Origin of the sequence: Lacrimispora sanguinis (genome assembly GCF_044987295.1) — a bacterium.
GTDB classification, from domain to species: domain Bacteria; phylum Bacillota; class Clostridia; order Lachnospirales; family Lachnospiraceae; genus Lacrimispora; species Lacrimispora celerecrescens_B.
On record NZ_CP173277.1, the window covers coordinates 2399080 to 2413374 of the forward strand.

The window sequence follows — 14295 nt, forward strand, 5'->3', positions numbered from 1 at the left end:
TCCTAACTCCATCTGCGTTTCTCTATGGACTGCACAGTCAAGAATACCAGCAGGAATATGATGCTGATATAGTAGACCAGGCCGCCTGCATCAAAGATGTAATGACTGGCAAAGTTCTGAAACACGTCGGTCACTGCAATCTTTTCCAAAACATTTGTCAGTGCACGCTCAAAAAGATCTTTTTTTACAAGGTACAGCACTGCGATGCTAAGGACTCCTGCCGCTTCCAGAACGACTGCAAGGGGACCATGGCTTGTTATACGGGAAACTGCAAAAACAATCCCAGACCAAAGAATCAGAAACCCTGCTGCGGAGCCGATCGCTGATGTAGGCAAAAATCCTACAAGGCTGGGCCATAAAAGCAGAAGAAGGATGATCCCAAAGGTTCCTACCGCAGCAATGATCTGGCTCTCTGTTAAAGAAGAAATAAACATCCCGATGGCAATATAAATACAGCCCAACAGGAAAAAGGCCAGTAAAGACGCATAATCCGCTTTTAAATTTGCATTTCCGTTCAGTTTGATGATAAGCGGACAGATTCCGGAAAGCAGTACCGGGACAGCATAGACGGTTATCATGGAAAAATATTTTCCAAGCACCATCTGGGCAACGGATACCGGAGAGGTAAGCAAAAGCTGGTCTGTCTTCGTCTTCCGGTCATCGGCAAAGCTTCTCATGGTAAGCACCGGAATGCCGATCATAATAATGGTCACCATGCCAGACAGGGTATAGGAAAAGTAAGGGTATCCGCTCATCATGTTATAAGCCATAAAGTAAATCCCTATGAACAGCACCATAAAGGCGATAAATACGTATCCGGTCATGGACTGAAAGTAGGCTTTCAGTTCTCTTCTATAAATTGCTGTCATGATTCTTCATCCCCCTCTCCGTCTTCCTCTTCTTCTATAAAGTTAACCTCTGAAGGCTCCCCTTCAAAATCATCAGTTTCAAGGCTTTCGCCTGTCTCTATGACCTCTGCCGTTCCTTCTCCCGTCAGTTCAAGGAACACCTCTTCCAGAGACGCTTTTGTGGCCTGCATGGAAAGAATGGGAAGCCTCTGGTCTGCAAATGCAAAGAAAATGGTTTCCCGGATATCCTCTTCCTCTTCTTTCTCTTCCGCTTCTGTGCTGATGCGGAATGACGCCCTGTTTATTCCCTCTTCTCCGCTTTCCTGTACCGACACATCGGATGCCTGGGGAATGGCTTCCAGAATTTCAAGGATCTGTTCTTTAGTTCCTTTCACCAAAAGCTCCATTCCGGCGGTTCCGGCCATCTGGCGTTCCAGATTCTCCGGTGTATCACTGGCAATCAGCCTTCCCTTGTCAATGATCATGATGTGATCGCAAACTGCGCTGACCTCGGAAAGGATATGGGAGCTTAAAATAACCGTATGGTTCTGCCCAAGCCTTCGGATGGTATCCCTGATCTCGATGATCTGCTTGGGATCCAGTCCTACGGTAGGCTCATCCAGAATAATGACCGGAGGAAATCCTAAAACAGCCTGGGCCAGACCTACACGCTGCCGGTAGCCCTTTGATAAGTTACGGATCAAACGGCCTTTTACATCCACCAGTTTGGCAAGCTCCATGACCTCATAAACAGCCTCATTTCTATCCTTTTTCGGTATTTTCTTTAATTCTGCAGCAAACTGCAGCTGCTCTTCTACAGTCATATCCACATATAGTGGGGGAAGCTCCGGCAGATACCCAATACATTTCTTTGCTTCCTCCCCGTCTTCCAGTATATTATGGCCATTGATCAGTACATCGCCCTCCGTAGCTCCGATGTACCCGGTCATAATGTTCATTGTAGTGGATTTTCCGGCCCCGTTTGGCCCTAGAAAACCATATATCTGGCCATCATTGATCGTAAAACTCAAATGGTCCACAGCCAGATGACCGCCGTAATCCTTTACTAGATTTCTGACTTCAATCAACTCTCTCTCCTCCTGTTCTTTTCTGCTTTTTGCATCCTTACTTAGGGTAAAAGGGAATTGTGAAAATTGTGTGATATATTTTTGTTGATTGTGTGATAAAAGTATGAAATATTTCGACAAACTAAAAAATAAAAAAGCCTGGCAGCTTCCGCTGCACAGGCAATTAAGATCAAGAGATCGGATCAAGTCCCCCGCAGCTTGCTGCGGGGTATCTGATTTATCTTATAGTAAAACATATACTGCTGGAGGATCCCGGCAAATCCCTGGTACCGCTCCAGAGGAAATCCCTGAGGATAGTGTAGCTCTAGGATCTGTTTTACGTGGGTATCCACAGGAAAAGCTCCCACATGGTGAAGCCCAAAAAGGCAGACGCAGTCCGCCACTTTCCTACCGATCCCATACTGCTCTATCAAAATGCTGTGGGCGCTTTTATAATCTGCTTCCTTTAAACGTAAAAGCCATTCCTTTCCTTCAGAACCGCTGCACATTTCTGCAATTGACAGGATGTATTTATCCCGGTACCCCAGACCCAGTCCTGACAACCCTTTAAGACCTGCCAAAGAAAGGCTTTCCGGCTCCGGAAAGGTATCATAGTTTCTTACCGTTTCTTTCCAGCTCCCGTCAGATGACATGGTCAGGCCAAGCCCTTTCCTATTGTCTCCGAACCGTTTACACAGTTCCTTGACGCTGCCAGTGATGCGGGTGATGTTGTTATTCTGGGAGATCAAAAAAGTCACCAGCATTTCCCATAGATCCTGCTGAAGAATCCGGACACCCCAGCCCCATTCCATGGCTTCCCTAAGATATGCATCGTTCGAGTCCACATGCTTTTTATAGCCGCCGTAATCGGTCTGTAAGTCAAAATAGCCGGCCCATGTTTCTTTAAACTCTCGTTCTCCGCAGGAAAACAGGAAGCTGTCTCCATCTTTTACTGCTTCCACATATTCTCCCCCAGCCGCAATCGTCCAGACTCCCTTTTCGTCCTCTCGGCCTTCCATGCGGAAGCACTGACCTGATCTGGCAATCTGTTCAAAATCCATATCCTTTATCTGAATCCGGTACATAATAAGCGTTTCTCCATTTCATTGCAAAGCCAATCTAGTTATTATTGATCGTGGACAGAAATTCTTTCAGCCGTTTCACGTCTCCGTCCTCAAAACAGTATCCATCCATACCGCAGGCCCTGGCTCCTTCAATGTTCATGGACAAGTCATCGATAAAAAAGCATTCCTCCGGCTTTAAATGGAACCGCTCAAATAAATGTCCATACATTTCCTTTTGTGGCTTCAGGCACTTTACCTCAGCGGAAAATAAGCGACCGTCAAAATGTTCAATTCCTGGAATGATGTTGTAACACGTCAGCAAACGGAGGGAAGCATTGGAACAAAGATAGATGCCATATCCCCTTTCCTTAAGCTGTCCTACCAGTTCCCCCATCTCTTTATCAGGCCACATATTATATTCATGCCAGTGTTCCAGGCAAAGAGCTGCCATTTCTTTTGCATGGGCAGTGTCCAGACGTGCCTGCATCTTTTTTAAAGCCTCTTCCTCTGAGATCAGCCCCATATCCAGAAACAGCCACTCCTGAGATTCGAAAACAGCGATTCTTACTGCCTTCCGCTCTGCCTCATCTTCAATAAAATGTTTGCAGACAATATCTCCATCGTAATGTACTAACACTTTACCCATGTCAAATACTATATTTTTAATCATGTTTTTTCTCCTGTAATAATTCATTTTTCTTTTTAAACCAAAAATAATAGGGAATCTCATAAAGCAGCATACAGGTCCAGCCAGCCAGGCATGCATAGGGAACGCCCTTCATTCCCATAGACGGAACCAGCAGGACGACCAACGCCACCCGGACAGATATCTGTATCAGAGTGGAAATCAGGGTGATGGACATATTTCCCATTCCCCGGAAAAATCCCTGGATCCCATTGGTAAACGCCGGCATCACATAGAAAAAAGCCATAAGGCTTAAATATTCTGCCCCAATCTTTACCATGGCCCCATCCCCATTGGAGACAAATAATCTCATCACCGGTTCCTTTATCAACAGGATGACAATGCATATGATCACCCAGTAGCCTGCTTCTATAAAAAGTCCGGTCCGAAAGCCCTTCTTTATCCGTTCTCCGTTACCGGCTCCCCGGTTTTGAGCCACAAAAGTCATCATTCCGCTGGAAATGCTTTGTTCCGGAGTAAAGGCAAAGTCATCCACTCTGTTTACAGCCTGAAACGCCGCTATGGTGCTGACTCCAAGAGGATTTATGACTCCCTGTATCAAAAGCTTTCCAATCGGCTGGCAGGATTGCTGCAATGCCGTGACCGCCCCCTGCTTAACCGTTAGACTTAAGAGCTCCCGGTCTATTCGGACATCCTTTGGCTTAAGCTTAAGGAGGGGAACCTTCTTATATATGTAGGAAATACACAAAAGCGCGGAAACCGCCTCTGCAATGTCCGTAGCCAGGGCTGCTCCAAAAACCCCCATGTGAAATCCTGCCACAAATACCAAATCTAATAATGCGTTTAAAACCGAAGCCATAGCCAGGAAGCGGACCGGAGTCTTTGAATCGCCCACACTCCGAAGAGCAGAAGCAACACCGTTATAAAAAAAGGTAAATGGGGTTCCGATCAATATGACCCTTAAATAAATAGCCGCATCTTCTGAGATCTCTTTTGGAACACGGAGAAGCCTTATGATCTCACCGGAAAAAAGCAGCCCCAGGCCCACAATGGCCAGGGAAAAATATAAGCCAAACAAAAGGGTGGTGGATATCTCCCGCTTTAACTTTTCATGGCTTCCTGCACCAAAAAATTCACTCATTAGCACCGAAGCCCCGATGCAGATTCCCGTAATCCCCAGGATCACAATATTCATGACCGGGCCTGCCGCACCAACTGCTGCCAGTGCCTCTTCTCCAGCAAACCGTCCAACTACAATGGAATCCACCGCATTATAGGTGAGCTGGAATAAATTTCCTAAAACCAGCGGAATGGAAAACCGGATCAATTGAGAAGAAATATTTCCTCTTGTCATATCTTTCATCATATCGCCTGCCCCTTAGGCGGATCAATAGCTTCTCAGCTTGTCACTGCCATCATCCTTTGTATTTTCCAGGCGTTTCACCACTACGTAGTAGCCTGTATTGCCATCGACCTTTACATAAACCCGGTCGCCAACCTTATGTCCAATAATAGCCCTTCCCAATGGAGACTCTGAGCTGATAAGGCCCTTCATGGAATTTCCGCGGACGGTTGTCACAAGCTTGTAGGTCTCCTCCTCTTCATCATCCTCAAAATATAAGTCAACCGTATTATAGAGCCCGATCTCATCGTCTTTGGATTCATCGGATATGATCTGAGCTGTCTTTATCATCTTCTCCAGATAACGGATCCTGCTTTCATTCTGGTTCTTATCCTTTTTTGCGGCATGATATTCAAAATTTTCACTTAAATCCCCATGAGCTCTTGCTTCTTTTACCGCTTCTAATGCTTCTTTTCGAACGACCAGCTTCCGATAGTCTATTTCTTCCTGCATTTTCTTAATATCATTGTCCGTTAATTTATCAAACACGTTGTTCCTTCCCTCTTTCTACATTCTCCTATAGAGTCCATCATTCCTTCTTCTGGGCAATTACTTCAATTCGCCCGGAAGCAGTCCCCACATGGCGATATGATCTTATGGAAAGTCCACATTTTTCCGCCAGAGCGTCTATTCCCCTGTCCGTCATGCAGACCTCGGCCACTTCTCCCTTCCACATGGAAGCCCCCTTTTTTTCCAGATTTTTAATAGATTTATCAAGATCAGGGCCGTCAAACCAGAGAATCCCGTCCTCTGCTAAGTACTCCGCCGCCTGGGTCAGGATCAACTTCAAATCCTGAGTGCGGGAGATCCGGTCAATAAGGACAATCCGGTATGCCTTCTTATCGCCTTCGATCTGTCCACCGGCTTCCTCCAGAGACATTGCCTGTGGATGATATCCGGCCTTTCTGGCCTCTTTATATAAAGGGCTTCTCTCTTCACCGATAAACAGCATGGTTCCTCCTGCTGCAAATTCACCTATGTCAGCTAAGAGCCGTTCACATCTTACTTTTGTGCGGTTTGTCCCCTTCTTTCTGTTTACAAGCCGGCTTTCTTCCCTTGCAAGGTAGTAATTTCCGCAATCCCTGCATTTCATAAAGACCCTGACGGGCTCAAGCACATATTGATCCGCATCTTCATCTTCCATATATAATACAGCTCCATAATGGGTTTCACCTTTCCCGGAGCAAACGGGACACCGCTCTACTTCTGCTGTCATTAAGTTACGAAGTTCTTTTAACGCTGAAAAATACCAGCGGTACAGCCTGTTTTTAAATTCCTGGTCATAAACAAACAGCCGTGTCTTTATGACTTGTGCCATCCATTTCGTTTCATGGATCACCGATTTATCTGCCATAAATCCCTTTAAACTCTCCTCCAAAGTAAGGAGCCCTGTGACAGTATCCTCTTTCAGCCGATCATTCTCCTTAAAGGCCATAAGGTGTTCGATTCCTTCCACAACACTGCTGCATAAATTGACCATTACCAACAGCTGATTCATTCTGCCTGTTGCCATACCATTTCCTTTCTTTCAGTTGCCTGTATTGTCCATGCATACTCCTTTATATTAGCATTTTTAAGGGGTGAAAAGCAAGATGCAAACAGGAAAACCGAAAATCAGTACAAGGGAGCCGCCAGTAATGGTTCCCTTGTACTGATTTTACTAAAAAGGTATAAAACATATGAAAACAATTCGCCTTACGTAATATTTCTGCTGAATAAATCGGTTTCTTCAAGCAAACTCTCGATGCTGTCCAGGTTCAGACGGTGCAGTAGTTCAATCACATATGGGTTCTCCGCGGGATGCACATAAGTCGCCTTTTCTCCATAATCATTGACCAGTTCTGTTCCTTGCTCCACTCCCAGAATGGACCTTGGTCCGCCCACACAGCCACCCACGCAGCCCATGCCTTCGTAAAAGTTTGCTTCGATATTCCCAGCCATAATATCCTGGATCATTTTCCGGCACGCAGGTACTCCATCCGCCTGTTTGGTGCGGATCTCTGTTTTTTTATTGGGATTAATGGCTCTTACCGTACTTTCTACCGCTTCACTGACTCCGCCCTTTCTGGCGTAAATCCTTCCGGCCCTTGAGGAATGATCCTTTTCACTCTCTTCCATGACAGCCGGATCGATTCCCAAGGCATCAAAAATATTCTTTACCTCCTGGAATGTAAGAACATAGTCAACATCACCGGCCAGATCCTTTTCCCTGGCTTCCGCCTTTTTGGCAAGACACGGTCCAATGAATACGGTCAAAGCATCAGGATGGAGTGCTTTTACGACTCTTGCGCAGGCGACCATGGGTGATACCGAGCCAGGCACATGAGGAACCAGCTGGTTATAGACTTTACGGATCATGCCGATCCACATGGGACAGCAGCAGCTTGTCAGCTGGAAATCGTTGATATCATTGATGTTTTTATCAAATTCAAGGGCTTCTTTTAATGTAAGGATGTCCGCAAATAAGGCAACCTCCAGCATTCCGTCAAACCCTACGGCTTTTAATGCCGACCTAAGCTTACCGGGAGTAACCTCTTTTGAAAACTGGCCTAAAAATGCGGGAGCTATCATTGCATATACCAGTCCCTTGGAGCCTCTTATCGCTTTTAATGCCGGGATAATGTCCGTACTGGCTGTCAGCTTTTCCGGTGCGCAGCCTTCAATGCAATTTTCACAGCCCAGGCACAGCTCCGGATCAACAGTGACCCCATCCTTTCCGATCCCCAATGCGCCGAACGGACAGCGCTTTAAGCATTCCTCCCGTTCCTCTTTGGAACAGGTGCAGGTTCCCGTACGGATTACTACCGGGTGCTTCATCGGGTTCAAAAGGCAATCCAGATGGTGAGGATCATATGGGGTTTCCAAATTATTCTCCGGATCCGAATCATTATTTAATACGGACTTCACCATACTTTCATACAACTGCTTAAATGTCTGCATAAGATACCTCCCGCAAGTATGTTTTTGTTTTCTTATAGTACTTATATTTTTATCAATTCCGGTAATTATATGATATTTATTATTATAATACTTTTTCTTCTTCCTTACCATACCATACATGGGAAAGTTGATATTTACAGGAAAATTATGGTTCAATGGAAGAAATTATTATTTTATATTCATTTCCTATTTTCACAAAAATTCCTTGTGTATATGCAAATGCTCGATTTTATCCAGAAATTCTTCGTCTTCAAAATCAAGCTCTATGATATACGGCATCCAATCCAGAATCCGCAGGAAAGAATCACAGTCATAGTCTGTATTATAATAATTTAAAATGCTGCTTAGTGCTGTTCCATGGGTTCCAATGACAATATTCCTGCCATCATTCTTTTGAAGTATATCCTTTAGTGCAGCCACATTCCTCTCCTGTACCATGGCGATTGATTCTCCGCCCTCCTCATGAAAGTCATGATCTTCCCAACGCTTCCGAAACATTCCATGATGATTCCCGTTTCTCCCGCTTTCACGTTCACGGAGACGTTCATCGGTGATGATTTCCGTTTCATAATATGCTGCAGTTTCCCATATGGTATCCATACTCCGCTTATATGGGCTGCAATAAAATGAATCAATATTTTTATCCTGCAAAAACTCCAATACCTTCCTGGAGTCTTCTCTGCCCTCCATTGTCAAAGGCCTGCTCCTGTCATCTTCCCAGGCATGGTCCGGCTGTGCGTGGCGTACAAAATATACTCTTGTCATTATGTTTTATCCTCCCCCACTGTTTATTATTTATAACATTGTCTCTGAATAATCATGATGGCCGGTAATTGATTCTATGGAATCAGCCGGTTAATATCTCTTGGAAACAAGGTGGATAACCGCACATTCTCCTGTTCAAGAAGCTTGCTTGTAAAACGTTCCAGACCAAGGCCCAGTCCTCCATGAGGCGGCATCCCATATTTATGCATCATAAGATAGCTTTCAAATAATTCAGTATTCATTCCTCTGCGTACCATTTTCTCAACCTGTTCCTTATACCCATGAATTCTTTGGCCGCCTGTTGTTATCTCCAGTCCCCGGAATAAAAGGTCAAAGCTTAAGGTTTCCTCCTCATTCTCCACGCTATCCATGGCATAAAAGGGCCTCTTGGGGCTTGGATAATGAGTTACAAATACAAATTCACTTTCTGTTTTCTTCTTAATCAGCTCAAAAAGCAGTTTTTCTTCTTCCGGCTCAAAATCATCAAAGTCTTTAATAGGCCTATGATATTCCACTGATATCAATTCTTTTGCTTCCTTAAATTTAATCGCCGGAATTTCTTTGATTACAGGCAGCTTCACTTTTAACAGCCGTATTTCATCACCATACTGTTCATTTAAATATTCCATTACATGTTTTAGCATCATCGTTTCCATCTGCATAATGTCTTCAAAACTGCAAATGTACCCCATTTCAAAATCCACGCTTGTATATTCATTCAAATGCCTGGAGGTATCATGTTTTTCCGCCCGGAAGACCGGAGCTATTTCATACACTCTTTCAAAAACGCCTACCATCATCTGCTTGTAAAATTGCGGGCTTTGAGCTAGATATGCCTCTCTGCCAAAATAGTCTAAACGGAAAATATTTGCTCCGCCTTCGGCACCTGCGTAAACGATCTTAGGCGTACGGATTTCCGTAAACTTTTCCTTTTTTAAGAACTCACGGATCCCATAGGTGATCCCTTCCTGAAGTTTAAAAATTGCCCGTTCTTTTTCGTTACGAAGAGTAACCGGTCTGAAATTGAGCAGAGTTTCCATGGAAGTATCTACACATTTATTATTAATTACAACTGGGCTTGGCTCTACCGGCTTTGATAATACCTCTATCTGAATCATCTGAAGGTCATAGCCTGTTCTGGATCTTTCTTCCCCTTTGACACAGGCGGTCACGATTACGCTGCTTTCTTCCTTCATCTCATCGAGAGAAAACAGGGAAAATTCTTTTGAATAAATACACTGAACTACGTTCCTTTTCGTTCTCAACAGTACAAAAGCAAAATCACTCATTTTCCTGATTTTATAGATGCTTCCATGAATCTTTATTGTTTCACCGATATGGTTTATCAGCTCCTGCGCCTCAACGGTTTTCTCTTTGATTTCTCCAATGATACTCTTCATTGTTTATTCCTCCTGGATTATGGTTATTTGATTTTTACTGTTATCTAATATATCCATAAGGACATCATCAATATGTCCCATACGATCACAACCTTTCCCTCGCCCGTATGGGTATAAAAATAGAACCACACAGGCAATTTAAATTTACCGATGTGGTCCCTAAAATATTCTATCCACACAGGCGCAACGCTATAAGCGCTTGCACCTGCGTTTTGTCACAGATACAAGCGCTATCAATCGTCGTCCCTATTCAACATTTCAAATAGTTGATGCTGATTCATAATAGCTGCCTCCATTTATAGTTTGATACAGGTTATCACAAAGAGCCTATATTGTCAAATGAAATATTCAATGGTATCTGCCGGTTTCTTCTGTGTCACTCTGTTAAATATAATGACTGCCTCTCTTGTTTCCTTGGGGCCAAGGGCATAAGCACCCTTTCCTGTGTCATTAAATATCTCCCATGGCACACATCGGTTCCTATGATAAGGCATATCTGTGATTAACTCCAATCCCTTTTGCTTAAAAGGTTTTTTTCTGAAATAAGGATCAAATAAATAAACATTTTCCTCATCGGCCCCAGTTACCAATACATAGTGCCAGCAGCCTAACATTACCCGCGCCACCACAACTCCGTCCTGCTGCAGACCATATATGATCTTGCTGTTTTCTCCTATATACACTTCGTCCCCAGTCAGATATTCGCTTTGAACAGGAAACTTCTTCATCTTTCCGAATTGATTAATCCAGTTACTGAAAAACATCATAGCCATACGTGAGGTTCCATTTTTCCCGAATTCTCCCTTGGCATTATAGGAATCGAGACAAAAAAGCATAATATGTTTGATGATATCCGGCGGAATCTGATCCCGGGTGAAAAGATAGCTCATTGCATTCAGTAATGTGGTCGGGCCGCAGTCGTATTCTGTGACCTGATAATTTAGGGGATTTTTCATATTGGGGTTCACTTCCTTTAAGGATTTTCATACACGGTTGCTTGTCATATGTTAAAAATACCGGGCTTACCTATAATAGCATCTTGCTATTACAGGAGCTATACGATATTCCTTAATAAATTCACTTATCACATTTCTATCTTATAAGCATTATTTGTATCATTTTAGCACAATATTGTCAATATATTTTCAGCTCGTATGGATACCTTTTATATTATGCAGTCACAATGCAAAAGCTCTTAGGCTGATGATCCGGGTGGTTCACTATTACATTGTGCCACAAAACCTATCTGTTATTACATAAATTCAATTTATTCCAGTGAAATACGGTACGTAAGAAAGACTCCTTGAGAGAACCTCTCAGGAGTCTTTTTTTATCCTGCCATTTACAGGGAATTCTTGTCTTTGAAAATTAGATGCAAGGCTTAAAGCTGATTTTCCAGCTGTTCTCTTAGTTTTTTCTTTAACTCCTTTAATTCTTTTGTCGATGGCCTATTTTTGTTATCATACATAATTTCGGCCGGCACCCACCACACAGGCCCTTTTCCGTTCATTCCGTACTCTCCCATATCTCCTTTGATTCTCGGAAAAAGATGCCAATGAAGATGTGTATCACCATTTCCTAAAAGTTCATAATTGATTTTTTCTGCATGAAAAGCCTTTGACACTGCTTCTGCCACCATAGACATTTCCTGTAGATATTTATTTTTAAAATCATCATTTAAATTAAATAATTCTGTCTCATGGACCTTACATAGAAACAATGTATAACCTTTAAATAGTTGATGGTCTCCCATCACAACATAACCCGTTTCCAATTCTTTTACATAATGAGGATTTTCATTGTTTTTTATCATATCAATCCTGTCGCATATCAAGCACATTGTAATCCCTCCAATTATTTTCTTCCGTATGCGATAAGTAATCCCTGTACCTTTAAAAATGATTTTTTTCTTTCCGTATTTCCAAAATACTCCGCTATTTTAAATTGCATATCTATATAAGCTTCTGCCTCAGCTCTATCAAGCCCTCTATTCATAAATAACTCAATAATATCTTCCTGTCCGGATTTATTAATAGATTTATTCCAGCCATGTATTTCAATAAAATCCTGTACTTTCTCCTCATAATCCTTCATATCAGGATTTACATACATGATTCTGTCATTCATACGGATATCGATATTATGTAACCCTATTTGCTCCATATAAAATGGTAACCGCATCCCGATCGCATAATCTCTGCCTTCACATTCCAGTTCTTTCTTCCATACTTTATGAAAATTAAAGGCCGTGCAAAGATAATCGTAACTAATGTCATCAAAGTAAAATCCAACATTTTCGATCTCCCGATTGACATCCATACAAACAACAAGACCCTCTTTTTTAACAGAATCCGCCATTTTCTTTAATACTTCCATTGGTTTGTTCATGTGACGTAATCCTGACTGGCTGATAGCAATGTCATATTTTTTATTAGTTTCTAAGGAGTATATGTCTGATACAATAAAATTTATCTCAAGTCCCGGATTATGAAAGCTCAATTTGGCTCTATTCGTAAAATATTCATTATCAACCCCTGTATAAGTGCTTCCTGCAGGCAGATGGTCAAGCAACTGCATTCCTAAACAACCTTCACCACATCTTAATTCAATGACATCTACTGGAGTATCTACGTACCAGACATTTTTTACAAGGAAACTTAAGTAATCATCATTCCAAAAGTACTTTCTATTCTTATAAAGTTCATTCGCCTTTTCATTCCAATGGTCACGATGATCTGTATTCCGTGGTATGTAAGCTTGTTGGCGCAGCGGTCTAAGACCTAATAGTTCATCAACAGAAACATTAAAGTATTCAGCAATACCTGGCAGTAACGTTATATCAGGCATTGTTGTGCCAGTTTCCCATTTGCTTACCGATTGAAAAGATACCCCCAATACATCAGCTAAATCCTGCTGGCTTATCCCTTTATCCTTTCTCAATTCTGCTATTTTAAGTTTAACTGTTGCCATATCATGACCTCCCCTATTTCATAACTAAATTCTATCACACAGCTTCAGTTAAACCCATAACGCAACAAGCGAATTCACTCGCATTTAAGTTGAGATACCCGTGTCCGCCACCACTTTGCATTGTAATCCGGTAGCAACAGGATCATCAAACCAAAGAGTATAGACTTTAAAAACATCAATACCTAACAATTGATTAAGACCACTTAAGTTCTCGATAACGTATATGCCATTCTTCTCCAACAACCTGTCCGCAGGTTCATGCTCTTTTCCACGGCGTATTCCTGAGCAGTCAATTCCCAAAAAGCGAAGCGGTTGATTTGTGAGCCACTGGATCAATTCATTGGATAACTGCGGATGATCACGAAAATAATCAGCGGTACCGTACTTTTCTTTTTCACTTCGACCAGTGTATATGAAAAGAAAGGCATGTTCTGGTATAGGTAAATTCTCAATATCAGAGAGTGAGATTTCACGATCTTCTGCAACGTCTGATACATCCCAAAGAATACCAGGGCATGTGATGTAATCCAGTGGGATAACACTTTTCTCATAGGTATCTAAATGTGTTCCCACATGTCCTGTGGCTATATGGCGGTTTTCCTGTGTGGAGAGCCATTGCTCCATTAAGCACTGGTCCACTTGTGTTGTCAAGTCATATTTCATAGTGATTCCTCCTCTATTTTATCTTTCAGATAGTTATTGAACTTTTGTAAAAAGTCAAGGATTACTTCTTGCTCCTTTATTGGAACAGAATATAAAAAGGCAATATCCCGTTCTTCCCATTTCGTATGAGCAACCTCATGTTCTTTATTTAAAACCTCTCCTTTAGCGGTCAGCCGATAGTAAATTTCTTTTTTATTATCCGGAAGAACATAACGCTCGATAAGGCCATCCTGCAGCAAACGCTTAGCCAGCCTAGTAACTGCACCTCGAGTCATAGAGAGAAGCGAAGCGAGCTGCACTCCATTTGGGTGCTCAAGCTTTCCGATCGCTTCAATACAATGTAATTCTGAATTACTATATCGTGAATTTAAACCACTATTTATAAGATTGCTAAGTATGTCCTGATTGTTATAAAGCTGCGTAAATTGTTGTAGTATTTCCCGCTCCATATTATATCTCCTTTTTGTTTCCTGGTAAGCAATCCTATGATAACATGTCAAATTATTGTTGTCAAGTCAACAAAAATAAAA

Annotated in this window: 15 protein-coding genes; all 15 read right to left on the minus strand. The window is 42.4% G+C overall.

Annotated elements, in window-relative coordinates; all coding sequences use genetic code 11:
• Positions 1-2 precede the first annotated feature (2 nt).
• The 15 genes from ACHZES_RS11145 to ACHZES_RS11215 all read right to left on the minus strand — a co-directional run bounded on the left by ACHZES_RS11145 (position 3) and on the right by ACHZES_RS11215 (position 14214).
• Positions 3-869 carry an ABC transporter permease gene (locus tag ACHZES_RS11145; protein ID WP_395548914.1) on the minus strand — a complete coding sequence of 289 codons (867 nt, stop codon included), beginning with the start codon at positions 867-869 and terminating at the stop codon, positions 3-5.
• Positions 866-1936: an ABC transporter ATP-binding protein gene (locus ACHZES_RS11150; protein WP_395548915.1), complete on the minus strand. Its 1071-nt coding sequence runs from the start codon at positions 1934-1936 to the stop codon at positions 866-868. Before ACHZES_RS11150 ends, ACHZES_RS11145 begins: the two co-directional genes overlap by 4 nt.
• Before the next feature lie 182 nt (positions 1937-2118).
• On the minus strand, positions 2119-3000 hold the full coding sequence (locus ACHZES_RS11155; RefSeq protein ID WP_395548916.1) for a DNA glycosylase: 882 nt from the start codon (positions 2998-3000) through the stop codon (positions 2119-2121).
• Between the two features lie 34 nt (positions 3001-3034).
• Entirely contained in the window at positions 3035-3649 is a 615-nt protein-coding gene (locus ACHZES_RS11160; RefSeq protein ID WP_038281290.1) for an HAD family phosphatase, read from the minus strand.
• Positions 3642-4991 (minus strand): MATE family efflux transporter, encoded by a 1350-nt coding sequence (locus ACHZES_RS11165; protein ID WP_395548917.1) that lies wholly within the window; start codon positions 4989-4991, stop codon positions 3642-3644. The genes ACHZES_RS11160 and ACHZES_RS11165 overlap by 8 nt, the downstream gene beginning before the upstream one ends.
• 21 nt (positions 4992-5012) lie before the next feature.
• Positions 5013-5516, minus strand: coding sequence for a transcription elongation factor GreA (greA, locus tag ACHZES_RS11170; RefSeq protein ID WP_038281294.1), 504 nt, complete (start codon positions 5514-5516; stop codon positions 5013-5015).
• A 40-nt stretch (positions 5517-5556) separates the two neighbouring features.
• The gene (locus tag ACHZES_RS11175; protein WP_038281296.1) at positions 5557-6540 is read right to left on the minus strand and encodes a hypothetical protein; all 984 of its coding nucleotides are present in this window, start codon (positions 6538-6540) and stop codon (positions 5557-5559) included.
• A 182-nt stretch (positions 6541-6722) separates the two neighbouring features.
• The gene (locus tag ACHZES_RS11180; protein WP_395548918.1) at positions 6723-7967 is read right to left on the minus strand and encodes a [Fe-Fe] hydrogenase large subunit C-terminal domain-containing protein; all 1245 of its coding nucleotides are present in this window, start codon (positions 7965-7967) and stop codon (positions 6723-6725) included.
• Positions 7968-8159: 192 nt separating this feature from the next.
• Positions 8160-8732 carry a histidine phosphatase family protein gene (locus ACHZES_RS11185; protein WP_395548919.1) on the minus strand — a complete coding sequence of 191 codons (573 nt, stop codon included), beginning with the start codon at positions 8730-8732 and terminating at the stop codon, positions 8160-8162.
• A gap of 74 nt (positions 8733-8806) precedes the next feature.
• Entirely contained in the window at positions 8807-10132 is a 1326-nt protein-coding gene (gene aspS / locus ACHZES_RS11190; RefSeq protein WP_395548920.1) for an aspartate--tRNA(Asn) ligase, read from the minus strand.
• Between the two features lie 335 nt (positions 10133-10467).
• On the minus strand, positions 10468-11088 hold the full coding sequence (locus ACHZES_RS11195) for a peptidase C39 (RefSeq protein WP_038281303.1): 621 nt from the start codon (positions 11086-11088) through the stop codon (positions 10468-10470).
• 425 nt (positions 11089-11513) lie between these two features.
• Positions 11514-11945 (minus strand): HIT family protein, encoded by a 432-nt coding sequence (locus ACHZES_RS11200; RefSeq protein WP_404820368.1) that lies wholly within the window; start codon positions 11943-11945, stop codon positions 11514-11516.
• 41 nt (positions 11946-11986) lie between these two features.
• The gene (locus ACHZES_RS11205; protein ID WP_395548923.1) at positions 11987-13102 is read right to left on the minus strand and encodes a helix-turn-helix domain-containing protein; all 1116 of its coding nucleotides are present in this window, start codon (positions 13100-13102) and stop codon (positions 11987-11989) included.
• Between the two features lie 84 nt (positions 13103-13186).
• Positions 13187-13765, minus strand: a complete 579-nt coding sequence (locus ACHZES_RS11210) for a cyclase family protein (RefSeq protein WP_395548924.1) — start codon at positions 13763-13765, stop codon at positions 13187-13189.
• Complete coding sequence (locus ACHZES_RS11215; protein WP_395548925.1) at positions 13762-14214, minus strand: MarR family transcriptional regulator; 453 nt, start codon at positions 14212-14214, stop codon at positions 13762-13764. Before ACHZES_RS11215 ends, ACHZES_RS11210 begins: the two co-directional genes overlap by 4 nt.
• Positions 14215-14295: the final 81 nt, after the last annotated feature.

Excerpts from the sequence above, each read along its gene's own strand:
- ACHZES_RS11145 (WP_395548914.1), bottom strand. The coding sequence starts at position 869 with ATGACAGCAATTTATAGAAGAGAACTGAAAGCCTACTTTCAGTCCATG.
- ACHZES_RS11210 (WP_395548924.1), bottom strand. The coding sequence starts at position 13,765 with ATGAAATATGACTTGACAACACAAGTGGACCAGTGCTTAATGGAGCAA.
- ACHZES_RS11160 (WP_038281290.1), bottom strand. The coding sequence starts at position 3,649 with ATGATTAAAAATATAGTATTTGACATGGGTAAAGTGTTAGTACATTAC.
- ACHZES_RS11200 (WP_404820368.1), bottom strand. The coding sequence starts at position 11,945 with ATGATAAAAAACAATGAAAATCCTCATTATGTAAAAGAATTGGAAACG.
- aspS (WP_395548920.1), bottom strand. The coding sequence starts at position 10,132 with ATGAAGAGTATCATTGGAGAAATCAAAGAGAAAACCGTTGAGGCGCAG.
- ACHZES_RS11155 (WP_395548916.1), bottom strand. The coding sequence starts at position 3,000 with ATGTACCGGATTCAGATAAAGGATATGGATTTTGAACAGATTGCCAGA.
- ACHZES_RS11175 (WP_038281296.1), bottom strand. The coding sequence starts at position 6,540 with ATGGCAACAGGCAGAATGAATCAGCTGTTGGTAATGGTCAATTTATGC.
- ACHZES_RS11180 (WP_395548918.1), bottom strand. The coding sequence starts at position 7,967 with ATGCAGACATTTAAGCAGTTGTATGAAAGTATGGTGAAGTCCGTATTA.
- ACHZES_RS11185 (WP_395548919.1), bottom strand. The coding sequence starts at position 8,732 with ATGACAAGAGTATATTTTGTACGCCACGCACAGCCGGACCATGCCTGG.
- ACHZES_RS11195 (WP_038281303.1), bottom strand. The coding sequence starts at position 11,088 with ATGAAAAATCCCCTAAATTATCAGGTCACAGAATACGACTGCGGCCCG.
- ACHZES_RS11165 (WP_395548917.1), bottom strand. The coding sequence starts at position 4,991 with ATGATGAAAGATATGACAAGAGGAAATATTTCTTCTCAATTGATCCGG.
- ACHZES_RS11205 (WP_395548923.1), bottom strand. The coding sequence starts at position 13,102 with ATGGCAACAGTTAAACTTAAAATAGCAGAATTGAGAAAGGATAAAGGG.
- ACHZES_RS11215 (WP_395548925.1), bottom strand. The coding sequence starts at position 14,214 with ATGGAGCGGGAAATACTACAACAATTTACGCAGCTTTATAACAATCAG.